Source organism: Psychrobacter cibarius (assembly GCF_904845955.1).
Taxonomy (GTDB): Bacteria; Pseudomonadota; Gammaproteobacteria; order Pseudomonadales; family Moraxellaceae; genus Psychrobacter; species Psychrobacter cibarius_B.
Genome location: NZ_CAJGYX010000003.1, coordinates 421,444 through 446,175, shown reverse-complemented (window position 1 = coordinate 446,175; position 24,732 = coordinate 421,444). Strand labels below are relative to the sequence as shown.

The 24,732-nt window shown below is 42.8% G+C and carries 23 protein-coding genes; 10 read left to right on the top strand and 13 right to left on the bottom strand.

Annotated elements, in window-relative coordinates:
• Positions 1 to 292: 292 nt before the first annotated feature.
• The 3 genes from uvrB to JMV76_RS08630 all read left to right on the top strand — a co-directional run bounded on the left by uvrB (position 293) and on the right by JMV76_RS08630 (position 4,932).
• Complete coding sequence (gene uvrB, locus JMV76_RS08640; RefSeq protein ID WP_201502368.1) at positions 293 to 2,404, top strand: excinuclease ABC subunit UvrB; 2,112 nt, start codon at positions 293 to 295, stop codon at positions 2,402 to 2,404.
• A gap of 240 nt (positions 2,405 to 2,644) precedes the next feature.
• Entirely contained in the window at positions 2,645 to 3,697 is a 1,053-nt protein-coding gene (locus JMV76_RS08635; RefSeq protein WP_201502367.1) for a pyridoxal phosphate-dependent aminotransferase, read from the top strand.
• 182 nt (positions 3,698 to 3,879) lie between these two features.
• Positions 3,880 to 4,932, top strand: coding sequence for a pyridoxal phosphate-dependent aminotransferase (locus JMV76_RS08630; protein WP_201502366.1), 1,053 nt, complete (start codon positions 3,880 to 3,882; stop codon positions 4,930 to 4,932).
• 75 nt (positions 4,933 to 5,007) lie between these two features.
• Here JMV76_RS08630 and JMV76_RS08625 read toward each other — a convergent pair whose 3' ends face one another.
• Together JMV76_RS08625 and JMV76_RS08620 are read right to left on the bottom strand one after the other, a co-directional pair.
• Complete coding sequence (locus JMV76_RS08625) at positions 5,008 to 5,847, bottom strand: IS3 family transposase (protein WP_201502079.1); 840 nt, start codon at positions 5,845 to 5,847, stop codon at positions 5,008 to 5,010.
• Positions 5,835 to 6,356 (bottom strand): helix-turn-helix domain-containing protein, encoded by a 522-nt coding sequence (locus JMV76_RS08620; protein ID WP_201502365.1) that lies wholly within the window; start codon positions 6,354 to 6,356, stop codon positions 5,835 to 5,837. Before JMV76_RS08620 ends, JMV76_RS08625 begins: the two co-directional genes overlap by 13 nt.
• A gap of 281 nt (positions 6,357 to 6,637) precedes the next feature.
• Between JMV76_RS08620 and JMV76_RS08615 the strand changes: the two genes are divergently transcribed.
• Positions 6,638 to 7,015: a hypothetical protein gene (locus JMV76_RS08615; RefSeq protein WP_025652101.1), complete on the top strand. Its 378-nt coding sequence runs from the start codon at positions 6,638 to 6,640 to the stop codon at positions 7,013 to 7,015.
• 146 nt (positions 7,016 to 7,161) lie between these two features.
• Here the strand turns inward: JMV76_RS08615 and JMV76_RS08610 are convergent, their stop codons facing one another.
• The 3 genes from JMV76_RS08610 to JMV76_RS08600 form a co-directional block, all read right to left on the bottom strand.
• On the bottom strand, positions 7,162 to 8,823 hold the full coding sequence (locus JMV76_RS08610) for an alkaline phosphatase D family protein (RefSeq protein WP_201502364.1): 1,662 nt from the start codon (positions 8,821 to 8,823) through the stop codon (positions 7,162 to 7,164).
• Positions 8,824 to 8,975: 152 nt separating this feature from the next.
• The gene (locus JMV76_RS08605; RefSeq protein ID WP_045451282.1) at positions 8,976 to 9,365 is read right to left on the bottom strand and encodes a hypothetical protein; all 390 of its coding nucleotides are present in this window, start codon (positions 9,363 to 9,365) and stop codon (positions 8,976 to 8,978) included.
• A gap of 195 nt (positions 9,366 to 9,560) precedes the next feature.
• Positions 9,561 to 9,794: a hypothetical protein gene (locus tag JMV76_RS08600; protein ID WP_045451284.1), complete on the bottom strand. Its 234-nt coding sequence runs from the start codon at positions 9,792 to 9,794 to the stop codon at positions 9,561 to 9,563.
• A gap of 279 nt (positions 9,795 to 10,073) precedes the next feature.
• Between JMV76_RS08600 and JMV76_RS08595 the strand changes: the two genes are divergently transcribed.
• On the top strand, positions 10,074 to 10,313 hold the full coding sequence (locus tag JMV76_RS08595) for a hypothetical protein (RefSeq protein WP_201502363.1): 240 nt from the start codon (positions 10,074 to 10,076) through the stop codon (positions 10,311 to 10,313).
• A gap of 281 nt (positions 10,314 to 10,594) precedes the next feature.
• Here JMV76_RS08595 and JMV76_RS08590 read toward each other — a convergent pair whose 3' ends face one another.
• The gene (locus tag JMV76_RS08590; RefSeq protein ID WP_201502362.1) at positions 10,595 to 11,110 is read right to left on the bottom strand and encodes a hypothetical protein; all 516 of its coding nucleotides are present in this window, start codon (positions 11,108 to 11,110) and stop codon (positions 10,595 to 10,597) included.
• A gap of 313 nt (positions 11,111 to 11,423) precedes the next feature.
• Here JMV76_RS08590 and recJ point away from each other — a divergent pair, with 313 nt between their 5' ends.
• Positions 11,424 to 13,253, top strand: coding sequence for a single-stranded-DNA-specific exonuclease RecJ (recJ, locus tag JMV76_RS08585; RefSeq protein WP_201502361.1), 1,830 nt, complete (start codon positions 11,424 to 11,426; stop codon positions 13,251 to 13,253).
• A 73-nt stretch (positions 13,254 to 13,326) separates the two neighbouring features.
• Here recJ and JMV76_RS08580 read toward each other — a convergent pair whose 3' ends face one another.
• The 7 genes from JMV76_RS08580 to JMV76_RS08550 form a co-directional block, all read right to left on the bottom strand.
• Positions 13,327 to 13,992 carry a trimeric intracellular cation channel family protein gene (locus tag JMV76_RS08580; RefSeq protein ID WP_201502360.1) on the bottom strand — a complete coding sequence of 222 codons (666 nt, stop codon included), beginning with the start codon at positions 13,990 to 13,992 and terminating at the stop codon, positions 13,327 to 13,329.
• Positions 13,993 to 14,106: 114 nt separating this feature from the next.
• Positions 14,107 to 14,742, bottom strand: a complete 636-nt coding sequence (locus tag JMV76_RS08575; protein WP_201502359.1) for a trimeric intracellular cation channel family protein — start codon at positions 14,740 to 14,742, stop codon at positions 14,107 to 14,109.
• A gap of 126 nt (positions 14,743 to 14,868) precedes the next feature.
• The gene (locus tag JMV76_RS08570) at positions 14,869 to 16,023 is read right to left on the bottom strand and encodes a multidrug resistance efflux transporter family protein (RefSeq protein ID WP_201502358.1); all 1,155 of its coding nucleotides are present in this window, start codon (positions 16,021 to 16,023) and stop codon (positions 14,869 to 14,871) included.
• A 61-nt stretch (positions 16,024 to 16,084) separates the two neighbouring features.
• Entirely contained in the window at positions 16,085 to 16,816 is a 732-nt protein-coding gene (gene queE, locus JMV76_RS08565; protein ID WP_201502357.1) for a 7-carboxy-7-deazaguanine synthase QueE, read from the bottom strand.
• 241 nt (positions 16,817 to 17,057) lie between these two features.
• Positions 17,058 to 17,879, bottom strand: coding sequence for a 2,3,4,5-tetrahydropyridine-2,6-dicarboxylate N-succinyltransferase (gene dapD / locus JMV76_RS08560; RefSeq protein WP_201502356.1), 822 nt, complete (start codon positions 17,877 to 17,879; stop codon positions 17,058 to 17,060).
• A gap of 143 nt (positions 17,880 to 18,022) precedes the next feature.
• Positions 18,023 to 18,979, bottom strand: a complete 957-nt coding sequence (locus JMV76_RS08555) for an alpha/beta hydrolase (RefSeq protein WP_201502355.1) — start codon at positions 18,977 to 18,979, stop codon at positions 18,023 to 18,025.
• A 135-nt stretch (positions 18,980 to 19,114) separates the two neighbouring features.
• On the bottom strand, positions 19,115 to 20,848 hold the full coding sequence (locus JMV76_RS08550) for an amidohydrolase (RefSeq protein WP_201502354.1): 1,734 nt from the start codon (positions 20,846 to 20,848) through the stop codon (positions 19,115 to 19,117).
• 536 nt (positions 20,849 to 21,384) lie between these two features.
• Between JMV76_RS08550 and arsS the strand changes: the two genes are divergently transcribed.
• From arsS to JMV76_RS08530, 4 genes are read left to right on the top strand one after another with little or no spacing between them, the layout of a single operon-like run.
• Entirely contained in the window at positions 21,385 to 22,383 is a 999-nt protein-coding gene (gene arsS, locus JMV76_RS08545; RefSeq protein ID WP_201502353.1) for an arsenosugar biosynthesis radical SAM (seleno)protein ArsS, read from the top strand.
• Between the two features lie 12 nt (positions 22,384 to 22,395).
• Positions 22,396 to 23,244: a DUF547 domain-containing protein gene (locus tag JMV76_RS08540; RefSeq protein ID WP_201502352.1), complete on the top strand. Its 849-nt coding sequence runs from the start codon at positions 22,396 to 22,398 to the stop codon at positions 23,242 to 23,244.
• 39 nt (positions 23,245 to 23,283) lie between these two features.
• The gene (locus tag JMV76_RS08535) at positions 23,284 to 23,994 is read left to right on the top strand and encodes a TIGR04283 family arsenosugar biosynthesis glycosyltransferase (RefSeq protein ID WP_265090285.1); all 711 of its coding nucleotides are present in this window, start codon (positions 23,284 to 23,286) and stop codon (positions 23,992 to 23,994) included.
• A 34-nt stretch (positions 23,995 to 24,028) separates the two neighbouring features.
• A complete protein-coding gene (locus JMV76_RS08530; protein WP_201502350.1) occupies positions 24,029 to 24,664 on the top strand; it encodes a TIGR04282 family arsenosugar biosynthesis glycosyltransferase in 636 nt (211 codons plus the stop codon).
• The last annotated feature ends 68 nt before the right edge of the window (positions 24,665 to 24,732 follow it).

The following is a 24,732-nucleotide window of genomic DNA, read 5'->3' as shown; positions in this document are numbered from 1 at the left end:
ATTCGTTATAAATAATAGCAGCTTAAATGAAGATTGAAAGCCTCAAGCGTTAGGCTTTATTAGGTGGTCGTGTAATGAGTTTGTTAATCATGAAAAGCTTTGTAAATTTAGTAGTTGCTGTGTGCGTTTTTTATAACGAAGGTACTATTTATTCGTTATAAATAGGGCGTGTGACGTCATATCTAGATGCCAATATTGTAAGAGAAGATGACAAGATAAAACCCTTAATTACCTTTAAAAACCCTAGCTTAGACCCCACATTGTTATAAACCTTCAGAAGAAGAAAGCCATTATGCGAATGCCTGAACCGCGCTCGTCGCGTCAGTTAAACCAATTGGCCACTCAGCTACAGGGCGAAGCTGAAATTAGTGGTGTCAATGCGTCTGGGACGCAAATATCAAGTCGTGCTTTTGAGATGGTTACCAAATTTGAGCCAGCAGGCGATCAACCGCAAGCGATTGAAAAGCTCGTCAACGGTATTAATTCTGGCATGGATGAGCAGTTACTACTGGGTGTAACGGGTTCGGGTAAGACCTATACCATGGCAAAGGTCATCTCTGAGACGCAGCGTCCAACCATTATCATGGCACATAACAAAACGCTTGCCGCGCAGTTATATGGTGAGTTTAAGTCATTTTTTCCAAACAATGCCGTTGAGTATTTCGTCAGTTATTATGACTATTATCAGCCGGAAGCCTATGTCGCGGCAAGTGACACCTTTATCGAAAAAGACAGCGCTATTAATGATCATATCGATCAGATGCGTCTGTCAGCGACGCGAGCACTCCTAGAGCGCCGTGATGCAATTATCGTCGCCTCGGTCTCGTGCATTTATGGTTTGGGTGATCCAGAAAGTTATTTAAAAATGCTGCTGCACGTCGTCGTTGGGGACAAAATTGATCGCACTGCTACCATTAAACGTCTTGTTGAAATGCAATATACGCGCAATGAGCTAGACTTTGGACGCGGTACGTATCGGCTGCGTGGCGAGCTGCTAGATATTTATCCTGCGGAGTCTGAGCAGCTGGCGGTACGTGTGCATTTATTTGATAATGAAGTGGAGAAAATTACTTGGTTTGATCCATTGACAGGTAAGACGGTACGTAGTGTGCCGCGTATTACTATTTATCCAAAGTCGCACTATGTGACGCCGCGTAATAAACTGGAAGCTGCCAGTCATACGATTCGGGCTGAGCTTGAGCCGCGTTTGGAGTATTTCCGTGAAAACAATAAACTGATTGAAGCACAGCGTCTTAAAGAGCGTACCCAGTATGATCTTGAGATGATTCAGCAGCTCGGCTACTGCAACGGTATTGAAAACTATTCGCAGCATCTCTCTGGTCGTCCATCAGGGGAAGCGCCGCCGACCTTATTTGACTATATTCCAGAAGACGCACTGCTGTTCCTTGATGAGTCACATGTCACTGTTTCGCAAATCGGTGCAATGTATAAAGGCGATAGATCACGTAAAGAGAACTTGGTCAATTATGGCTTTCGTTTGCCAAGTGCGATGAACAACCGTCCGATGAAGTTTGAAGAGTGGGAGCGTATCAAGCCAAAAACGATTTATGTCAGTGCCACGCCTGCATTGTATGAGCTTGAACACAGCGAGCAAGTGGTCGAGCAAGTCGTGCGTCCAACGGGTTTGATTGATCCTGAGATTGAGATTCGTCCTGTATTGACGCAGGTCGATGATGTGTTATCAGAGATTACTAAGCGCCGAGAAAAAGATGAGCGCGTGCTGATTACCACGTTGACCAAGCGCATGTCAGAGGATTTGACCAGTTATCTAAAAGAATACGATGTCAAAGTTGCCTATCTGCACTCGGACATCGATACCGTTGAGCGTATGCAGATCATTCATGAGTTACGTACAGGCGTGCATGATGTGTTGGTCGGTATTAACCTATTGCGTGAAGGGTTAGATATGCCAGAAGTGTCATTGGTCGCGATATTTGATGCCGATAAAGAAGGCTTTTTGCGTTCTGAGCGTGCACTTATTCAGACCATCGGTCGTGCTGCGCGCCATATCAATGGTAAGGCTATCCTTTATGCTGATCGTATTACCAACAGTATGCAAAAGGCGATAGACGAGACCGACCGTCGCCGTGAAAAACAAGTGGCATTTAACCTTGAACACAACATCACACCAAAAGGGGCGCGTCGCAGTATTACTGATAAAATCGATACGGGTGACGATCAGAATGCCAATGACAATCAAGTGATTCCTATCAAGAGCAATCTACCTGATGTCGATATTAGTATCTTACGCAGTCCTGATTTGCTGGCGAAAGAAATCAATCGTCTTGAAAAGCTCATGAAGCAGATGTCGCGTGATTTGAAGTTTGAAGATGCTGCAAAAACGCGTGATAAAGTGCTAGAGTTAAAGGCGCATTTGATTTAGATGGTTATTTGAACTGCCGTTAATATCAGTTTGTATCTAACAAAAAGGTGAGTTGCTAATGGTGCAGCTCACCTTTTTTATGGTCTTTTTATCAGCAAAACAAACTCGATTTTTTTTCGATATAATTAATAACTAATAATTGGTTATATCAAAACTTGTGTTTATACCAAATGCCCCTTAATATGATATCAATGAGCAATATGAACTTATAACAACGGACGTTAAGGCACATAATCCATCATGAAAAATAATAAATGCTTAGAATTAAATGCGAATGAAAACTCACTAGGTATGGCAGATTCTGCTAAACAAGCCATTATAGAGTCTTTAGGCGAGGGCTTTCGTTATCCAGATAATCCACGCACAGCGCTCATTAGCAAAATTGCCACCATCCATGGTGTGGCAGAAAACCAAATCTCCTTAGGCAATGGCTCGACTGAAAATATTCGAGCGACCTTACAAATGCTGCAAAACAAAGCGTTAAAAGAGGGCAAGCAGTTTCAGATGGTGATTCCTGTGCCAACGTTTGATTGTGCAGAGATGTATGCAAATTCCATTGGCGTGCCTGTGGCCAAGATACCGTTAACCACTGAAAACTATGATTATGATTTTGATGAACTACAAAGGGCTGCTGACGAGTTTGATGGCATCAGCCTACTTTATATTTGCAATCCAAACAACCCAACTGGCATCATTACATCAACTTCAAGGCTTAAAACCTGGGTAAGTAATGCACCAGATAATCATTACTTTTTATTAGATCAAGCTTACTTGGAGTATGTGTCAGATCCAAGCTTTGAGAGTGGGATTGAGTGGGTGAAACAAGGGCTATCAGACAATCTTATTGTTATCCATACTTTTTCAAAGTTATGTGCTTTAGCTGGTATGCGAGTGGGCTACGCGGTTTCTAACCCGCAAGCTATTGAGACTGTCGAAGCTTTTATGTCTATGGACAACACCAACTTGTCAGGTGCGGTTGCTGCTATTGCGACGTTAAATGATGCCAAGTTTTTAGCGCTAAGTTTGCGCAATACCAATCAGTCGCGCCAGATGATTGAGGCAGTATTAGATGATCTTGGATTGCGTTATTTACCCTCACAGACCAATTTTATTTTTCATGAAATAAAGGGTGACTTAAAAACATACATCGATAGAATGCGAGACAATGGCATCAAGGTTGGTCGCGAGTTCCCACCTGTTACAGGCTTCAATCGCTTAACGCTTGGTACGCCTGATGAGATGGCAGCATTTATTAAAGTATTAAAGCTGTTCCGTGAAAAAGGCTGGGTCTAATGCATGGCGTGCAAGATGCGCGTAGGGCACTTGTATTCACCTTGAATGCGCCTTACCATATTAATATTTATCGGTATAAAGCTTACCATTCATCTGACATACCAATGCAAAATAGTAGAGCAGTAAGTTTGATACTGCACATCGTAATTTTGGTGTTGATATAAATTAGGCGTATTACTATAGTGCTTACCAAGCAATTATTAGAGCTGAACTCTAACGAAAACTCACTGGGCATGGCAGACTCTGCCAAACAAGCTATCCTCGACTCTTTGCGCATCGGTTTTCGTTATCCAGATGATCAACGCGCTGCGCTTATTAGTCGAATTGCCAAGATAAATGGCGTGACCGAAAGCGAAGTGTCACTTGGCAACGGCTCTAGCGAAAACATCCGAACCGTGGTGCAGATGCTATTAAATCTTGCATTTAAGACCGGCAAGCGCTTCCAAGTTATTGTGCCTGATCCTACTTTTGCTTACGCTGAGTTGTATGCCAGCTCGCTTGACGTGCCCGTCATCAAAGTACCGTTGAAGCCCGAAAGCTACGATTTTGACTTTCAAGGTTTGCAAAAAGCTGCCGACGATTTTGATGGCATCAGCCTGTTTTATCTTTGCAACCCTAACAATCCAACTGCCACCATTACCTCAACCGCGCCTTTTAAACATTGGGTAGCAAACGCTCCTGCAAACCATTATTTCTTATTAGACGAAGCCTACTCAGAGTACGTCAACGACCAAAGCTTTGAGAGTGGCGTCGAGTGGGTAAAGCAGCAGCTAACAGCCAATCTAATTGTCGTTCGTACCTTTTCGAAGCTATGTGCTCTGGCTGGCATGCGCGTCGGTTATGCCATTGCCAATCCATCTATGATTGCGGCTATCGAGGCCTTTACTTCTATCGATAATACCAACCTTTCAGGTGCCGTTGCCGTGCTAGTAACCCTCGACGATGAGGGTTTTTTAGCCCGCAGTTTGCACAATACCAATCAATCACGGCAGATGGTTGAAGCGACTTTAGATGAGTTGGGGCTGAGCTATCTGCCCTCACAAGCTAACTTTATTTTTCATGAGGTCAACGGTGAGGTGAAGACTTATATGGACAGAATGCGCGAGTATGGCATTGTGGTCGGTCGCGAGTTCCCACCGATTGAGGGTTTCAGTCGGCTAACGCTTGGCACGCCTGATGAGATGGCTGTCTTCATTAAAGTACTAAAGTCGTTTCGTCAAAAGGGTTGGGTGTGATTAAGCCAGATAGAATAGTTTCATAATTAGAAAAGGGGAGTTGTGAACTGAACCCCAAATGTTGGACGGTTTAGTTTATAACAAGGACTGAGTTCTGTATTGCACAGGACTCAGTCCTTTTAATTTAAGTTGAATACGCTCATGATTATAATAATGCATATACTCATGAATCTGTTTCTCTAACTGCTCAATAGTTTTCGGTTTCTCAATATAAATCGTCTCGCACTTCAGCGTACCGAAGAACCCCTCTATCAGTGCATTATCCAAACAGTTGCCTTTTCTGCTCATACTTTGCTTAATTCCATGCTGTTTAAGCGTCGTGCTAAACGGTTTCATTTGATAATGCCACCCTTGATCTGAATGCAGCATTAATCTTTTACCACGGCACGCCTTTGTCTTATCTAAAGCACTAGCTAGCATCTTACCAACTAAGTCATAAGTGGGTCTCTTTGAGAGCGTATAGCTGATGATCTCATTGTTATAACAATCGAGTATGGGTGATAAATACAGCTTATGATCACCCACCTTAAACTCAGTAATATCGGTGAGCCAGCGTGTGTTCGGTTTATCTGCAGTAAACTGGCGCTTTAAATAGTTCTTTGCAATCTTACCTTGTTGTCCTTTATAAGAGCGGTACTTCTGACGTCTTATCTTGGCGCTAAGCTTCATGTTACGCATCAGCTTAGCGATGAGCTTGTGGTTGTAATGACTACCTAACTGCTTTAGAGCCTCAGTGATTCTGCGATAGCCATACCTGCCTTTGTGCTGATGATACAGCTTAGCAATACGCTGTTTTAATTCAGTGTATTTGTCATCACGCTCAAGTCTTGCTCTATGATAGTAAAAGACACTTTTGGGCATACCAGCGGCTTTAAGTAAGTCAGATAAACAGCAGCGCTCTCTTAGTCCTTCGATGAGCCTTGCTTTTTCAAAGCTTGTTTCTTCTTCTGTTTGAGCAAGGCATCTAGCTTTTTTAGGTAGGCGTTCTCCGCACGTAGATACTCATTCTCACGCTTAAGCTCTGCTAAGCTCTTTTCATCATCTGGCTTGTCTGTGATAAATGGTTTGCTCATGGCGGTTCTACCTTTATGTTTAGATACGAGTCCAGACATACCCTGTAGTCGATAAGCTTTGTGCCAATGACTAATGAGCGCCGGTGAGCTGATGTTAAACTTCAGTGCCACCTCAGATTGACTTAAATCTTCTTTAAGCATGGTGGTTAGTACGTTAAGTTTAAACTCACTGCTGTATTTGGCCTTACTTGTCTTTGGCTTAATGGCATTTATGCCACCGCTTTGGTATTGCTTAACCCATTTGAGTACAAACTCTGGATGGACGTTAAACTTCTTAGCGGTGGCGTGACTACTATGGCCTTGCCGATAGTATGCGATGACTTGCATCTTAAAGTCTAGATCGTAACGCATAAAAATACCCCATAAGTTGTGTCCAACTTATGGGGTTCAGTTCAGTGCCTAACGTACAGCCTCCCTTTTTTATTGCAATAGGATAGAGGAGCCAGAGCTAATATTTCATTTTTACCAACATCAAACGCAGTTTTACATATCCGGTCTTAAAAAATATCACGTCATCTTATAGTATTGACTCATAAAGCACGAACGAACAAGCAGCAGATTACATGCTGGACAGTGGCAATAAAATCAGGCGTGCTAACGTATATTATAATTTTAAGGTCAGGGATATATCCATGTTTGATATCAAATCATTTTTTAAAAGAGAAGTAGAAAAAAAACTCATCAATGTAGACGATTATATTTTTATGCCTGAGCGAGTAGAGATGGAGCTAGAGGGCGGATTATTAAATTGTGTACTCAACAGTGATGGTCGAGTCGATATTTTTTATAGTAAGCAAGGCGTGACAGAGGTTAGCTCGGCATCACGTAAGCACCCCTTTACGGCATTCGAAACTGAGCTATATCATGGTGTTTATGATGACGTTATTAATGATTTGATCAAAGAAGTAGACAAGATTATCGATGGCTCTTCTAAGTATTTTAGTCGCAGCAAAATACTGCCCTTTACAGCAGCGCTGTCACAGAGTCCAGTTGATAAAAACAAGTTCTAAGCCAAGCTAATACGCTGAGAGGAGTGAACGATACAAAGACTCAGCAACAAAAAGGGTACGTTATTTATAACGCACCCTTTTTATTATTTTGTATTCTCAACGAACATTACTTTAACGCTTTAAATATCTGTAGTACTTAACGATACTTATATTTTCACTCCGACGGCTTTATTTGCAGCAGCTAAAGCCGCGACATTGGCGATAGGACGAGATTGACTGCCCTCAACCAAATGATTGGTCTTCGTCTGGGTATACAGCCCTTTGGCAAAGCGCGTACCGTCATCACGCTCAGTCAGCGTGTCGGTATAGTACCATTCACACTGACAAGCCTCTTCAGTGATATCGAGTAGCATATAGCCACGATCGGTCTGATTGTTGAACTTCTGATGTGGATTTAGCTCAATGCCTGCTGTCTCAGGGAAAGGTAACGAGGTCAGCGCCGGACAGACGAACTCTACCGCTATTGAGCCCTCGCCTGTCGTTGGATTATAACGGCTTGCATCAAACGGATCTTTGCATATATCAAAGGCAAAAGAGGCGTGATAATCGCCAGTTAATACGACGGTATTGTCGATACGATTGTCTTCGATAAAGTCGAGCAAGCGAGTACGTGCGCTCGCATAGCCATTCCAGATATCGCCAGAGTTGGTCGCAAAAGTGCCTCTAAAGGGCGCTAGAATGACTTGTTGTCCCAGTATCTGCCATGTCGCTTTGCGGCGTTTGCCTTCTTTCATATTTAGATAGAGCCAGTTTTCTTGCTCAAGCCCCAACAGTTGACGTTCAGGCTCATTGCTGGCTTTCGCATCGAGCTTTTCTCGACCAAATATACGCGTGTCTAGCATATTTAGATCAAACAACTTACCAAACTCAAAGCGTCGATAAATCCTCAGCTGGCTATCCAGTTCATTGCTGCTATCGTCACGAATGGGCATCCACTCGTGATAGGCGCGAACCGCTGACATTTTACGTTCTATATAGCTGCCTTTGCTTTCAGTATGGAATCCAGCACCACCTTTCCATGAGTTGTCTGCAATCTCATGATCGTCCCAAACGGCGATAAAGGGGTGCTGGCGATGGCATTCTTGTAAATCAATATCAGTACGATAACAGGCATAGCGACGACGATAATCTTCTAAACTAATAATCTCATTTTTGGGGTCTATCGGACGTTCTTCTATTAAGGATTGATCACGATAAAACCCTTCTTGATATTCGTAGATATAGTCACCTAAATGCAGTACGGCTGATATATCGGCTTGCTTAGCGATATGTGCATAACCATTGAAGTAGCCAAATCCATAGTTCGAGCAAGAAACCACGGCCAAGCGCACACGGTCTACTTGATTGGCTGGTAAGTTTGGTTGCGGGATAGTACGAGTGCGACCAGTGGGCGAGATATAACCCAATGCTTGAAAGGTATAGTAATAGGTCGTATTAGGCTGTAGAGACTTGGGATCGACTTTGATAGTAAAGTCAGATTCAGAGGTGGCTAACGCTCTTCCTTGAGCAACGATTTTTTTCATCTCTGGGTCTGTTGCGATAGTATAGCCAACAGGGATGCTCGTGGCACTGATACTGCCGTCATTGGTAATTCGTGTCCACAGTATTACTCTATCCTGTAGAGGGTCACCACTGGCAATACCATGCTTAAAAGGTGAGGCGCCTTGATAACCCAAGTCATCTAAGACGTCCAATTTATCACTCTGGATATTTTCATCGTCGTCTGATGAACAGGCGCTCAGCTGGGTCAGTAGAGTGCCAGCCACAGTGACTTGACCACCTAATTTTATAAACGCACGTCTTTTCATTTGTCATCCTTGATATCAAGTGAATTCCATTTCATTTACACCTAATTTATACGAATAGGCTGGGTTAAGCAATCGCTAACCCGCCTGTGTCAATATTAATATCAACGTCAAAAATACATTGTCAAAACTGTGCTTCGCTACTTATTACAAGTTTATTTCATAAAACTGGTATAGCAGCTTTGTAGAGATTTTGCGACGACTTTCGTGACCAGCTGTGTGCGATATTGCGAATCGATAGCAGCATTGCCCAATTCAACGAGTGTCACTTGTTGCGGCGCTTGCTCACTGACGCAGCCACAAACATTACTTTTTACAGCTTCTTGTTGTGTGTCGGTCATAGCCACGCTAGCCACACGCCAAGCAGTTTGCTTTTCAATCTGACTGCGGCATTGGTTATCAATCGCTGATTTAAAGACATTCATACCAATCTCATTGGCAGTACCGATAGCAGTACCTGCATTATTATTCATGCCACCAGTCGTTGTGCATCCAGATAGAGCGAGGGTAGCGAGCATAGCCGTTGATATTAAGATTTTTTTCATAGGTCTGATCCTTTAAGATTTTTATTGGTTTTAAGGTTTATGCTTAATAGAAACTGGCATTTGGTAGGAGTTGATGTTTGCTAGTTGACATGTGTTTTTTCCAAGCAGGTCGTATATTATCAGCAAAACTTATCAATAACACCACCAACTATTATTAGTATTGAATAAAGCTTTTTTTATCAAAGCTTGACGTTATCAATCCAGCCACGCATAAGGGTGATAATATGCATAGGCTTTATAACCAATATAGCCGATAATCATCAATAAACCACCGACGATAAATAACCAAGTGGTGAGGTGTTCCCACGAACAATCATCAAAAAGGTCATTGAACGCCGCAGAAATACTGGCGATGAAAAGAATGAGGCAACCCAATAGCAATATCAGTGTTGAGGTGAGCTCATAACCATCTATTCTAAAGTTCGGCATACCATAATCCAAGAATAAAATTCATCTTACTTTAACGATTTTAATCAATAAGGGAGGTGAATTGTTCATGAAGTATTGCTATATTTGGTGGTGGTTTTTGCCATTTTCCACTGTTAATGCTATGCATCGAGATATCATGAAACATACATGGACAGGAATATTTATTTCATCAAAATGGGTTTCCTAAATTCAATTAGAGATTCAATGAATAAAAAGCTATCAATACCCTGTCTTTTAATTGCTTTGACACTCAGCCTGTTTTTTATCAGGAGTGTATATGTGATGTCTGATTATCACGTACAGCAGTGTCATTGGAAAGGCTCTACATCAAAAGTTATGGGAGATGGATTTAGTTTTGATAACGATGTTCGGCTCGAAGATGGCGTAATTCTCATAAACAACAAACCAGCGGCAAAAATAATGGTTAGAAAGTATCGTCCTTATGCAGATAACATCATTATAATTAGTGACATAGAGTATTCTGAGTTAGAGATGTATTATGAAAAAGGCTGTTATTAAATTGAAAAATTAAACCCATATATGCGTAGCTCAGCACAAAAAAACCAGCTAAGGCAATAGCTCTTAGCTGGTTTTATTTTATAAAGTTAGGGCGTGTCTTCAATTCAATCGATAAATCTCTAAATGGGCTAAAAATGGCTAAATTTTGTCAAACGTCGTTAAATAGCTAGGTAATATCCCGATATTATCTGCACTACTTTCCTTGTTTGACTGCAATTTATCTCATTCTTATCTCCATTTTTCAATTGAAGACACACCCTAGTGTCGGTTTTTTAACTGTTTTAGACATTTTTACCGTGTTGCTTTTGCTGAATGTCTTTTGCGAGTTTGTAGCACTCATTGATGTGGTCATTGGCGATTTTTTTGAAAATCATATAGCCCATTGTAGCAGCAACCATTTGACCCCCTAATGGGATAAATTTCGTTACTTGTTTGGCAGCGATACGACCACCGAAGCCTTGTACGGTCTTTTTAACAATACCACGAGTCGCCATCAACCCTGCAAAATCGACAGTACGATCTTTTAATGCGCCCCAATGAATGGCTCGTGATTCTAAATCAACTGCCGCCTTACGGTCTTCAAGTAAGCCAAATCGTTCGCTAATGTCAGGTAATAGTTGAGTAAGCATACCAGCGTCTACTGCGACATCAAAAAATGGTACAGGAACGATGGCAACACCAGCAGAATATTTGGCGCGTTTTTTAACCAGATTTTGACATTCTTTTTTTACTTGTTCAAGATCCAAGCTAGGGTCAATGGTATTTGGTAACTTTTCAGCCAGTGGTGTGGTTTTCATAAAGCATCCTTATAAATGGTTAAAATAAAAAATCAAATCTCAATAGATAGCAAGTATCTCAGTTGCTTACCATTTTATGGATTTCTGAGCGGCATACAATCATTGCTTTGTAGCAAAATGCAGAAAAATGCAGTCGCTATGCACCGTTTTTGTAAATGAAATATTATTCATACTATATGCACAGAGTATGAATTATTTGCTCTATGCTAGTATGAAAATATGGCTTATCACAATGTGCTGCAACAAAAAACGATAAACCAAGCCGCCAAAAATTGTCATTGTGACCCTCTGCCAAAGCCAGTAGAATATGCACATGCTAAATTTAACCCCCCGTTATACCAGCACTCGCATCGACGAGTTGCCCGCCGCGCTGCAACCACTTGCCGCCCAATCATTGACGCTTGCCCGCCTGTATGCAGGTCGCGGCATTACTCAGCCTGATGAGCTAGAGACGCAACTCTCAGCGCTATTGCCAGCCGAAATGCTACATGGTGTCACCGAAGCAGTGCGTCTATTAGACGTTGCCATCGATGACGGTCAGCGTATCCTTATCGTGGGTGATTTTGACTGTGATGGTGCGACCAGTACCGCATTAATGATGCGCGCGCTCACAAAAATGGGCGCAGTCGTTGACTTTTTAGTGCCCGACCGATTTAAGTACGGCTATGGTTTGACACCAGAAATTGTCGAATTGGGTATTGAGAAGTATCATCCTGAGGTGATAGTGACCGTCGATAACGGTATCTCAAGCCATGAAGGCGTGGCACGTGCGCAAGCCGATGGCATCACTGTGATTATTACCGATCATCATTTGACGACCAAAGAAACACCGCCTGCGGAGGCTGTGGTTAATCCCAATCAGCTCGATTGCCACTTTAGCAGTAAAGCGCTCGTAGGGGTAGGCGTGGCATTTTATGTGCTTGGACGCTTAGCCAAGCTGCGCCGCGAAGCCGGTAAATCTACCGTGCAAGTGAGTCAATATTTAGATTTGGTGGCATTAGGAACGATTGCCGACGTTGGGGTGCTTGATAAAAACAATCGCATTTTAGTACATCATGGACTGGCGGCTATCCGCCAAGGGCGCTGCTCGCTTGGTATCTTGGCACTCCTTGAACAAGCAGGGCGAGATCCTAAGCAGTTGCAGGCGCAGGATTTTGGGTTTGTCTTAGGACCTCGTATCAATGCCGCTGGTCGTATGGACAATATGCGCATCGGTATTGAGTGTTTGTTGACGGATGACTGGAGTACGGCGCAGCGTTCGGCGCAAGAGCTTGAGCAGTTAAACCGGACGCGTCGACAGGTAGAAGGTGAGATGCGCGCGCAAGCGGATAACATCGTACAGACATTAGCCGCTGCTGATACAGACGTGGACGATGAGGCTACGGCGGATAACCATGAAAGTGGCGATATTATTGTTCAAAATAGATCTGAGAAAAAGACGCATAATAATCATAAACGCAGTATCGTTTTATACCAAGATGATTGGCATCAAGGCGTCATCGGCATCGTCGCTGGACGGTTAAAAGAAAGTCATTATTTGCCAAGTATCGTCTTTGCGCCCGCGGATACAGAGCGTACCGCTGAAGATGACCCTATCAAAGGCTCGGCGCGTTCTATCGCTGGCGTGCACATTCGTGATGCGATTGAGCAGGTTGCCGAGGGCCATCCTGATTTAATCAGTCATTTTGGTGGTCATGCGATGGCAGCAGGCTTAACGATCAAACGTCGTAACTTTGATGGGTTTGTTATGGCTTTTAATGACGTCATGGTACAGATGGATAATGAAGTGTTTGCTGAGCAAAAATTCACTGATGGCGCGTTGCAGGCGAGTGACTTTAGCTTGTGGTTTGCTGAACACCTAGCTGATGCCAATATTTGGGGTCATGGCTTTGCACCGCCAATATTTGATGGGGTCTTTGAAGTGTTAAGCTTTAGGATATTAAAAGACAAGCACCTTAAACTGTCGCTGCGTTACCCTGATGTGCAATATCCGATTGAAGCAATTTATTTTAACTTTGATAGCGAGATATGGGATTATCGTGCAGAAAAAGTGCATGTACTATTTCAGCTAGACATCAACGAGTGGAATGGCAAACAAAGTCTACAGTTGATGGTAAAGGATTTAGCAGTCGTACAGGAATGATGGCATTATCTTATTATAAGATACTCAACCAGTAGCAAATATAGCGTCGACTTTGTTTAAGGTTGACGCTTTTTTAGTATTTCCATTCGATGGTTGGAAACTGCCAGTCATAACGAATGGCGAGCATGCGTAAGGTAAAAATCGTACTCATAGTAGCGATGTCAGCAATCCAAGCTGTCATACCCAGATTGTGTAGTGCAAAATATAGGATGCCGCCAGCCAAAGCTGCCGAAATATAAATCTCTTGCTGCAACACCAGCGGAATCTCATTGCAGATCATATCGCGGATGATACCGCCGACAATGATGGTAATCACCCCAAGTAATAACGCCACGGGCACATTTGCACCCATACTATCGGCAACCTTGATACCGATTAAGGTAAAAACTGACAGTCCAATAGTATCTGAGAGTTTGAGGAACTTATTAACGCGTTTAGAGTTGGGGTGAAAGAATATTTGCATCACTAATGAAGAGAGGGTGATAACAGTCAGGTAGCTCATATCCACCATCCAAAATAGTGGATGGCGATCTAAAATGACATCACGCACAGTGCCGCCACCGATAGCGGTGACAATAGACACCAGTAAACAACCAAAAACATCGAAATTTTTGTGTTTTGCCAGTATCGTGCCTGAAATACTACAAGCGATAATACCAATCATATCAAAAAGATAAATGAGAGAGCGTGGGTCAAACGTAGTGATTAGTGCTGAAGGGTTCAATGCGATAGCCAGCATGAGCAAGTCTCACTAAGTTTGTATGATGATTGTCTGATTATTTTTAGCCCATTTAGAAAGTAAACGATTGAATTGAGGACACGCCCTAGTGTTTAAACCATATATATATCGGTCTTATTTCACCAAACGTATAGAAGGCAGGTGCCAATCAAAACGCAATGCTAGCATCCGTACAGCAAAGATAACGCCCAGCATAATAAATTCATTCAATCCAGCATTTACACCCAAACGATCAAGCAGCAGATAAGTGATCGAACCTACAATACTAGCAGAGATATAAATCTCGCGTTGAAGTAACAGTGGTATCTCATTACAGATGATATCGCGTAGCAGACCACCAATAATAGCCGTCCAAACCCCCATCATAATAGCGATAATAGCTGACATATCTTGTGTCAATGCTATCTTAAAACCAATCACGCTAAAAGCCGCCAACCCAATGGCATCAAACAGCTTCAATGCCTTATCAATTTTATGATACAGATGAAAGAATATTTGTAAAATAAGCGATGTCACTGTGATGACGATCACATAATTGAGGTCAGTCATCCAAAATAATGGATGACGGTCTAGCGCCATATCACGTAGTGTACCGCCGCCGATAGCATTGACCATCGCAACCAAGATACAGCCAGCAATATCAAAGCCTTTGTGCTGTGCCAGCAGTGTACCTGAGATCGCACAAGCAATCACACCAACCATATCTAATAAATATAATAAAATATCAGGAAAAATTAAATCATTAACCATGATTATATTACCAATATAATGGCCATCAAAATAGATTGGCTGGACTGGGCTGGGCTAGATTAGTTTGGTTTTGAAGTTGTTTATATCAATAATTTAAGTAGAGTTAACCTAACTTTAGGTAGTAGTTTAGCCATCTTTTGCAAATAGAATAAGCCCAACGATAATCAGAGCAATACCTATTAAACCCATCGCTGATGGCAAAGTATTATTGAGCAATAGCATACCGCCAATTAAGGCAAATATCACTTCACTTGCCTGAGTGGCATCAACCCCAGCCACTTCGCTCGAAGTTTCCGCTTTTTCACGGGCATATAAAAAGATGCTGGTTGCCGCCACGCCTGCCAATAGAGCCACAAGTAAGGTATTGAATACCTGCTTAGTATCAGGCAAATCCGGATGAACGACAAGATCCAAAACCAACCAAAATGGCAGACTGCCCAAGGTCATTAACCATACTTTGTTAAAGGCATTTTGTAGGAGGGTGGTTTCGATAGCAGGTATACGTGAGATTAAAGTTTGCAGCAAAGAGCTCGGCAAGGTTTGAGTGGGGTGGTTAAGGTTTAAGGAATCGACCGCGTCCGCCGTATAACTCATATCGGCTGACAACGCAGGTGCTTCTGTAATAAGTGAGGTGGTTTTTTTACTAATCTCGTTGGCTTGGATATCAATTTTTTGAGTGCTAGTAGGCTCGGCACTACGCTTGCGAGCGTTGTAAGATACCTGCCAAACCAACTGGTTACCAATGGGATAGCTAAAGGCGGCTATTAGGGCAGGCACGGCACCATAAAGCAGCATATCTTTCATAGGCACTGCATCAGCATCTAGCAAAGAAGCGGCATGCAGTCCTTCACTGATATTGACCAGTACCACACCAGCAAATACTAATAACGCATATGCAATGAATTTTTTATCAAAACGTTGTCCGAATGCTAGCAAAACGAGTAGGCTTGCAACCACTGTAAACATAAAAGTCGCGGCGACTACCCAGCCTGCGACATGATCAGCCGCGTAGCATATTCCTGTATAAAAAACTCCAAAACCAATACTTCCCGTAATACACCAAAAGCCCCAATGTTGACGGAATATAGTCATCAGCTCTGCAATACGCCCAAAACCATGCTGCATAATTATAATAGCCGTGAGTATTAGCCACATAAATGCATAGCGAAGGCTAGCTGACCAAAACCAATGCCCACCAGCCGCACTCATAACTTCGTTTAACACAAACGTCGAGCTAAAAAATGCCCCCGATAATAAGCCCAATAAAATGAGTTTGACCATACCTATATTCCTATCCTTGGGTCGCTATTTATGTTGAATATCCATTTAGATGATTGGACTATTATTTGCCTTTAGCATCTGCCCAGATGATTTTATGCAGTTGCAATTGGAAGCGTACGGGCAGCGCGTCAGCCAACATCCATTCTGCAAGTTCGCGCGCCAACACAGGGACATCGGGGCTGACTTCCTCGTCGATATCCTCTGCGACATTAAACATCGGCGAAAACCAAACCGTATCGACCAATTCATTTAATTTATGCTCAGACAGCTTGGTTTTTGCCCAGTCGTAATCTTCACGATTCATAATGACAAATTTAATTTGGTCATGCTGAGTGAGGTGGTCGAGATTTGACCATAGATTCTTATCGACTTCGCCTGAGCTTGGCGTTTTGAGATCCATGACTTTACTGACCGCTTTTGGCACGTTTGCTACCGTGAGCGCGCCTGCGGTTTCAAGCGAGATTTCATAACCGTCGTTCAGTAAACGCTTCATTAGCTCAATGGCGTTCGGCTGAGCTAAAGGCTCGCCGCCAGTCAGACAAATACGCTTGCAAGGATAGCTTTTGATGGTCTCTATAATGGTTTCTAGCGACTGCCGCTCGCCGCCAGTAAAGGCGTATTCAGTATCGCAATAGACACAGCGAAGTGGACAGCCGGTCAAGCGCACAAATATCGTTGGCAAGCCTGAGGTCAGCGCTTCACCTTGCAAAGAATAAAAGATTTCTGTCAAACGTAGACCTGCTTCAGGGTCAGTGACAGGAATGGCGGCGGTGCGTAATAGTGATTCACTCATAATATGTCAAATACAGTTAAAGATTGATAATGGGATGAGGCATTTATCAATGGTAATAAAAAGGCAGGTTCTGGTATGGGCGTTTTGCGTTTGGATAAAGCCAAACCAAAAAAAGGGATTATAACGCACCACCCTCTATTAAGCTGCAAAAAAGACGCTGAAGTTTTCTTCAGCGTCTTTAATAAAAAGGATCTGTCGCTGTCCGTACGGTTTGGGTACGAGACTCTAAGTATTAAAAATACTAGGCTAAACGCAATAGCTCATTGACTGATGTTTTAGCGCGGGTTTGTGCATCGACTTTTTTGACGATGATAGCAGCATATAAGCTATGCGTACCATCTTCTGATGGCAAGCTACCCGGTACGACAACAGAGCCTGCTGGTACACGGCCACGATGAATCTCACCCGTTTCGCGATCATAAATGCGCGTTGATTGACCAATAAATACACCCATCGAGATAACAGCGCCTTCTTCGACGATTACGCCTTCAACGATTTCAGAACGTGCACCGATGAAGCAATTGTCCTCAATAATTGTTGGATTCGCTTGCAATGGCTCTAATACGCCGCCGATACCAACGCCACCTGATAAATGCACATTTTTACCAATTTGGGCACATGAACCCACGGTCGCCCACGTATCTACCATCGCGCCTTGATCGACATACGCGCCGATGTTGACATACGACGGCATCAATACCGCGCCTGCTGCGATGAACGAGCCTTTACGAGCAACGGCTGGTGGTACAACGCGTACGCCAGCTTCTTTGAACTGCGCTTCTGTCCAATCAGCAAATTTCGTCGGCACTTTGTCATAGAATTGCACATGTTCGCCCGCTGCCTGAACATAGTTGTCGTTTAAGCGAAAAGAGAGCAAAACGGCTTTTTTTGCGCACTGGTTCACGACCCATTCGCCATCCTTTTTTTCTGCAACGCGCAATGTGCCGTTATCTAATTGCTCAAGTACTTGATTAATAGCATCACGCACGTCCTGTGGCATCGTGCTTGGGCTGTATTCGTTGCGTTTTTCAAAGGCTTGTTCGATGGTTTGTTGTAATGACATAAAGGTTCCTAAAGTTAGTGGAAGGTAAAGCATATATTATCGTTAAATAACTCGCATGACTTGGCGTAAAAACTTGCTTGCCGTATTGTCGCTAATTTGGCGACTTTTAGCAAACGAGTTAACCGCCAAGATGAGCGCTGCTGTTAATTGTCTGAGCTATGGCTTTCTATCCATTCTAAGATATCTTCATAAACGGTTTGGTGGTCTTTTTCATGCAAAGGCTCATGACGCATGTTTGGGTAGAGTTGGATATCTACTTGACTGAAGTTTTGCTTGTTTAAGCGCGTGACAATTTTGCGGATGCCGTTGCCCATATCTCCGATAGGATCATCTTCGCCGCTGATAAATAGCATCGGGAAATTTTTTGGAATAGTCATTGCCCAGCCTTTGTTTAAGCCAGTTTCCATCAGAAGGAATAATGTCATAAAGCCATTATTGGTGAAATCAAAGCCCGTCAATGGATCTGCTTCATAGGCTTCAATGGCGGCAGGATTTTCAGTTAACCACGCAAATTCTGATGAAGAGATGCGATCTTCAAGCTTACTATTCAAGACTTTATTCATCACCTTGGCAAACATTGCATTGGGTTTTTTAGGGGCTACTTTTGCCAGTATTTTATTGACTGGGAGTAGCACTTTAGTCAAGGGGTTGGCATCTGCTGTACCCATCAAAATAGCACCTGTAAAATTGTGTGCATGGTGCTTTAGGACATTACGCACAATAAACGAGCCCATAGAGTGACCCATTACAAAGTGAGGCACGTCAGGATGACGATTTTTTAAGCTATCAGCCATGACAATGACGTCTTTTAGCAGGGACTGTACTGGATGCTCTTCACCAAAAAAACCTAAATCTGCTGATGTTTTGACGGTCTTTCCATGTCCCAAATGGTCATAAGTTGCCACTGCGATACCGTGATCCGCTAAAAACTGAGCGAAGTCTGCGTAACGTCCGCTATGCTCTGCCATACCGTGGACAATCAGTAATGTGGCTTTTACCGCTGTGTTTTCATGGCTTGGTTCAAAAAAATCATGATGCAAGTAATGAATATTATCGGAGGAGAGAATGTGGTCGTTACCTGTATCGGTGTTGGTACTCATATAGGGTTCCTTAAACAGTTTTAATGAATGTTTTTAATAAATAGCTTCAATGGTTCATCATCTTAATGAATAGCAGGCATGACAATTTGAAATCGCCTGCTAAAATTTGGCTTATTATACGGCGCTTACCATGAATTATTGTACTGGACGTTGGTAAATCGTTTGACCTTCTTTAATGGTTGTGATGACTTTGATGTCTTTTAGCTTGCTTGCCTCTATGGTTAACGGGTTGGCATCTAAGATAACCAAATCAGCCAGTTTCCCTGGCGTCAAGGTGCCTTTGCTGTCCTCTTCAAAATACTCATAAGCGGCATTTCTGGTAATGGCTTTTAACGCTTGATACGGCGTCGCTCGCTCATTTTTACCAATGATTTTACCTGAGCGCGAAGTGCGATTGATTGCTGACCAGACTGTAAATAGCGGGTCAACAGGTGTCACTGTGTCATCAGAGTGATTGGTGTATTTAAGTCCCATTCTATCAGCAGTGGCAATCGGGCTTGAAAAGTCGGCACGTTTTTTACCTAAGTTTTTAACGTGTACATCTCCCCAAAAGTAAGTATGGTTGGTAAAGAAGGACGGCACCATATTGTATTTTTTGAATGCGGCAAGCTGATCAGGTCGGGCAAATTGAGCATGAATGGGCACAGTACGGCGATCTTTATCAGCTGCTTGACCAGTCTTTTTAACGGCATACTCGTGTGCCTTGATGAGCATATCGGTTGCGCCATCACCATTATTATGGATAAAGAGTTGATTGTCACGAGCATAGGCTTTGACAAACATCTCGTTCAGCTCATTTTGGCTGACACTTGGTAAACCGCGGCAGTCCTTTTCACAATCTGGAACTGGCGTGAGATAAGGTTGGCTAAAATAGGCGGTCTTGCCTTGTGGCGAGCCATCTGCAACGATTTTGGTACCCTGTACTTTAAAACCGTTTTGATAGGTCTTCCAGACGAAGTTTTTATCAGCCAAATTCTCATCTAAGTCACTCACTCCTGCTAGTGCGACCAAGTCAATTTTGAGCTTACCTGCATCGGCTTGTTTTTGAAAAAACTGAATAGTGTTTCGAGCCGTTGAGCCATTGTGTGCCGTCGTTATGCCATTCTTTGCATAATACTCTTGCGTCTGCTCAAAGAATTTGCCTTGATTCGGCGCTAACACTTCTAGCATATTGCGCACGAACGGATACATCGCCGTTTCTTGTACGAGACCGTTTGGTTCATTGGAGCCTTTAATTCGAGCAATATTACCGCCTGCTGGATTTTTACTGTTAGCAGTGATGTTCATCATGGCCAGCGCCTTGCTGTTTGCGACGCCCATGTGACCACTCGTGTGTTGTAAATACACTGGATTGTTTGGCAATATTTTATCAATTTCGCTTTTGGTCGGATGACGCCCCTCAGCGAGCTGAGTTTCATCATAACCCCAACCAAATATCCAGTCGCCATCAGCAATGTTATTGTCCACTTTATACTCTTTTAGCGTTTGCATCATTTTAGGAATACTATCGACTTGACCGATGGGCGGCGGGTTGAGATTGACCTGACCCATGGTGTTCGACACCATATCAAAATGACTGTGCGGATCGATAAAGCTGGGTAATAAGGTTTTATCTTGTAGATTAATCTGCGCGGCATTTTTATATTTCGATTGTGCCTCTTGTAAATTGCCCACATAGGCAATCTTGCCCGCTTGAGTGACTAAGGCTTCAGCCATTTGTGGCTGATCGCCCTCCATCGTGATGATGTTGCCATTGTAATAGACAGTTGCTGAGTTGCTCATATCCTTGGGCGCGGTCTGCATGGTAGTGCAACCTATGACACTCATTAATCCAATGCTCAGTACAGTTGGTTTTAGTAATGTGCTCATATTCATTACGTTATCCTTAAAAGGTGATTTGATGCTTACATCCGTGTGTCATAAGCATTGGTACATAGTGGGCTTTCTATATTCTAAAAGTATTCATATTTTATCAGTGAATGTTGTTTTAAAAGATATGAATGTTGCAACCAATTTAGCGATAAAGCCTTGTGCGGTCAATGCTATTTAAGAGTTTTGCACTGACAACTGTGGTATTGCCAATTGGATGAGAAGGTCGATCTATAAAGCTGCTGAATATAATATCTTAAAAGCCAAATTGACAAGTGCTGTATGACATCCTACGAGACGTCATGCTCATTTGGCATAAAAGATGAAAATCACGATATTAGTTGTCAATATTGTTTCACAATCAGGTATGATTAATTAGATAAAGCGTAAAGTGATAAGGCTAAAAATGAGATGATAATTTTATGAAATAGTCATAAAAAGCAATTGCTTGCGTGTGAATTTGTCTTTTTTTAACCTTTTATTTTTGCGTTATTCTTCTTGCTTTAGAGGTGCTACTAACAGGGTTTTATACCATTATGAAATCAACTATCGAATTACTCGAGCACACGGATTTCCCAGCGATCAAACGTCGTGAGTTAACCACGCTACAGGTCAATATGGGTTACTTATGCAATATGTCTTGTGTGCATTGTCATGTGGCTGCCAGTCCTTACCGCACAGAGATGATGTCGCGTGAGCTTGTTGAGTTGATTCTAGAAGTCTTGCAAGCACAAAATATCGAGACGCTTGATTTAACGGGCGGTGCGCCTGAGATGCACGAAGACTTTAAGTATTTGGTTACAACCGCACGTGCCTTGGGTGTAAAAGTAATTGATCGCTGTAATCTGACTATCCTGATGGAAGAAGGGTATGAGGACATGGCGCAGTTTTTGGCAGATAATGCGGTCGAAGTGGTGGCTTCAATGCCCTGTTATTCATTAGAAAATGTCGATAAGCAGCGCGGCAAGGGCGCATTTGATGACAGTATATTGGGATTGCATAAGCTCAATGCGCTTGGCTACGGCAAAGTGGGTTCAAACTTAACGCTCAACCTCGTTTATAACCCGCAAGGAGCGACGCTGCCGCCCAATCAACAGCAGCTTGAAGCGGATTATAAGCGCGAGTTAAAAGCGCATTTTGATATCGAATTTCATCAGTTATTTGCCTTGACCAATATGCCCATTCAGCGTTTTGGTGCGGTGCTATTGGCTAAAAACCAATTCTATCCCTATATGGATTTGCTCAAAGCCAATTACGTGGCCGCCAATTTAACCGAAGTCATGTGCCGATCGACCATTAGCGTTAATTGGTTAGGAGAGTTGTTTGATTGTGACTTTAACCAGCAATTAGAGATTCCAGTGCCCAACAAGTCCCGTCGGCATCTAAGCGATTTGTTAACGCAAAATCCTGCTAGCGATGACATTGCCATTGCATATCATTGCTATGGCTGTACGGCAGGGCAAGGAAGTAGCTGCGGTGGTGCGCTAGAAGAAGAGACAACAGATCAGACGATAGAAAAAACATCATCGATTTAACCGGAGTCAATCATGTCAGTATTTAATAGTACAAGACTTAATAGTAAAAGCCTTTTTTTAAGCAGTGGTTTATTAATCAAAGCGGCAGTGACCACCTCTATCCTGTTAGCCAGTATGGCAAGTTATGCGGATTTTAATCACAGCACTTGGGATAGCTTACTTGATAAAAACGTCACTATGACCAATGGTGGCAAAGCATCTGTCGTCAATTATAATGGTATGAAAGCGGATAAGAGCAAACTTGATAGCTACATGGCGGCGACTGGTAAAATCAGCCAGTCGGAATTTAACGCTTGGAGTAAAGATGAGCAATTGGCATTTTTGATCAACGTCTATAACGCTGGCACTGTAGAGCTAGTCTTGACCAAATATCCTAATATTAACTCGATTAAAGATATCGGCGGTATATTTGGTTCGCCATGGAAACAAGATTTTGTCACTCTATTAGGCAAAAAGCGATCGCTTGATGACATCGAGCACAATCTAATCCGTGGCTCAAAACGCTACAACGAACCACGTATTCACTTTGCAGTGAACTGTGCGAGCATCGGCTGTCCAGCCTTATCAGATGATGCTTTTACAGGGAGTAAATTAGATAAACAATTAGAGCAAGTGACGAGTAAATTCCTCGCGGATAGCAGTCGTAACCGTCTCAAAGGTAATACGTTAGAGATATCACCAATTTTTAAATGGTATAAAGAAGACTTTGAGACTAACTGGCGCGGTACTAATGATTTAGAAGGGTTTTTGGCTCGTTACAGCTCGTCTTTAGGGCTTAATAAGTCGCAAACGGCTGAGCTAAAAGCAGGAAAAGTGAAGATTGGTTATACCGATTATAATTGGAGCCTTAATAAGAAATAATGGTAACAACAAGTAAGAGTACTACTAACTATGACGGCTATGGCGACGGTTTCTATCATTATTCCAGTACTCAATGAGGCAGATAATTTGCCTTTATTGTTTGATAATATCAATAGGCTAAATCCAAACCCGCAGCAAGTGATATTGGTCGATGGTGGTTCAAACGATGATTCTATTGGCATAATCCGCAGTTTTATTAATGAGTTAAAGCCTGATAGTGATCGTAAAATTGATTGGCAAATGACTGAGTCTAAAGCAGGGCGCGCGCTGCAAATGAATACAGGCGCAGCGTTAGCAACTAGCGATGTATTACTATTTTTGCATGCCGATACGCAATTGCCAATGAACGCTATAGAGAGTGTTTCTGAAGCGATGAAACGGGCAGAGTGGGGACGTTTTGATGTGCAAATAGATAGTCGTCAACCGACACTGCGATTGGTCAGTCAAATGATTAATTGGCGCTCACGGTTGAGCGGAATCGCGACAGGCGACCAAGCTATTTTTATTAGCCAGTTTTTATTTGAGCGAATTGGTAATTATCCTAACCAAGCGTTGATGGAAGATATTGAGCTTTGCAAACAGCTAAAAGTTATTGCTAAACCTGCTTGTTTAAAAAGTAAAGTCATCACATCGGCAAGACGTTGGCAACAGCATGGCACTTGGCGGACGATTATTTTGATGTGGCATCTACGTTTTGATTACTGGCGCGGCGTATCAACTGATAATATCAAAGCGCGTTATTATAAATAAAAGAATAAGCTCTTACCATGAATAAGCTCTTACCATGAATCAAAACCAACAAACTTGTATTATCCTCTTTGCCAAATTCCCCGCACAGGGTATGGCAAAAACGCGCTTGCAGCCGGCTCTTGGTATTGAAGGTGCCGCGAAAATGGCGCATAAACTACTATTGCATAGTATAGAGCAAGCCGTCGCCACTGGCTTCACGGTTGAGTTATGCGTCAGTCCTGCGCCAACAGATCCATGCTGGCAAGCGCTTGGTTTGCCTGACTCGCTGCAATGGTCAGCACAAGCAGAGGGAGACTTGGGTTTGCGTATGTTAACCGCCAGTCAGCGTGCATTATACCCTCTTGAATCGAAACGCTTTGAACAGGTTTTATTAATCGGTACAGACTGTCCCAACCTCACAACCATTCGTATTCGACAGGCTGCCCAGCAGTTAGAAACACAAGATAGCGTCATGATTCCCGCTTTTGATGGTGGTTATGTGCTGTTTGGTTTTAAACAAATTGCTGCTCGTTTATTTAGCAATATCGAATGGAGTACGGCGAGCGTAGCAAAGGTTACTCAACAGCGCTTGGCAGAATTGAGCTGGTCTGTAAAGTTGTTAGCACCTTTGCCTGATATCGATGAGCCTGAAGATTTACCGTATTTACCTGAAGATTGGCTTGATGATTAAAAGCTTATTGAGAACTAAAAATTGGTAACGTCTTATCATTTGAGATTTTTAGGTGTTAAAAAGCCATC

Coding starts and splice junctions, on each gene's coding strand:
- uvrB (WP_201502368.1), top strand. CDS start 293: ATGCGAATGCCTGAACCGCGCTCGTCGCGTCAGTTAAACCAATTGGCC.
- JMV76_RS08635 (WP_201502367.1), top strand. CDS start 2,645: ATGAAAAATAATAAATGCTTAGAATTAAATGCGAATGAAAACTCACTA.
- JMV76_RS08620 (WP_201502365.1), bottom strand. CDS start 6,356: ATGCGTTACGATCTAGACTTTAAGATGCAAGTCATCGCATACTATCGG.
- JMV76_RS08615 (WP_025652101.1), top strand. CDS start 6,638: ATGTTTGATATCAAATCATTTTTTAAAAGAGAAGTAGAAAAAAAACTC.
- JMV76_RS08610 (WP_201502364.1), bottom strand. CDS start 8,823: ATGAAAAGACGTGCGTTTATAAAATTAGGTGGTCAAGTCACTGTGGCT.
- JMV76_RS08605 (WP_045451282.1), bottom strand. CDS start 9,365: ATGAAAAAAATCTTAATATCAACGGCTATGCTCGCTACCCTCGCTCTA.
- JMV76_RS08600 (WP_045451284.1), bottom strand. CDS start 9,794: ATGCCGAACTTTAGAATAGATGGTTATGAGCTCACCTCAACACTGATA.
- JMV76_RS08590 (WP_201502362.1), bottom strand. CDS start 11,110: ATGAAAACCACACCACTGGCTGAAAAGTTACCAAATACCATTGACCCT.
- recJ (WP_201502361.1), top strand. CDS start 11,424: ATGCTAAATTTAACCCCCCGTTATACCAGCACTCGCATCGACGAGTTG.
- JMV76_RS08580 (WP_201502360.1), bottom strand. CDS start 13,992: ATGCTGGCTATCGCATTGAACCCTTCAGCACTAATCACTACGTTTGAC.
- JMV76_RS08575 (WP_201502359.1), bottom strand. CDS start 14,742: ATGGTTAATGATTTAATTTTTCCTGATATTTTATTATATTTATTAGAT.
- JMV76_RS08570 (WP_201502358.1), bottom strand. CDS start 16,023: ATGGTCAAACTCATTTTATTGGGCTTATTATCGGGGGCATTTTTTAGC.
- queE (WP_201502357.1), bottom strand. CDS start 16,816: ATGAGTGAATCACTATTACGCACCGCCGCCATTCCTGTCACTGACCCT.
- dapD (WP_201502356.1), bottom strand. CDS start 17,879: ATGTCATTACAACAAACCATCGAACAAGCCTTTGAAAAACGCAACGAA.
- JMV76_RS08555 (WP_201502355.1), bottom strand. CDS start 18,979: ATGAGTACCAACACCGATACAGGTAACGACCACATTCTCTCCTCCGAT.
- JMV76_RS08550 (WP_201502354.1), bottom strand. CDS start 20,848: ATGAGCACATTACTAAAACCAACTGTACTGAGCATTGGATTAATGAGT.
- arsS (WP_201502353.1), top strand. CDS start 21,385: ATGAAATCAACTATCGAATTACTCGAGCACACGGATTTCCCAGCGATC.
- JMV76_RS08540 (WP_201502352.1), top strand. CDS start 22,396: ATGTCAGTATTTAATAGTACAAGACTTAATAGTAAAAGCCTTTTTTTA.
- JMV76_RS08535 (WP_265090285.1), top strand. CDS start 23,284: ATGGCGACGGTTTCTATCATTATTCCAGTACTCAATGAGGCAGATAAT.
- JMV76_RS08530 (WP_201502350.1), top strand. CDS start 24,029: ATGAATCAAAACCAACAAACTTGTATTATCCTCTTTGCCAAATTCCCC.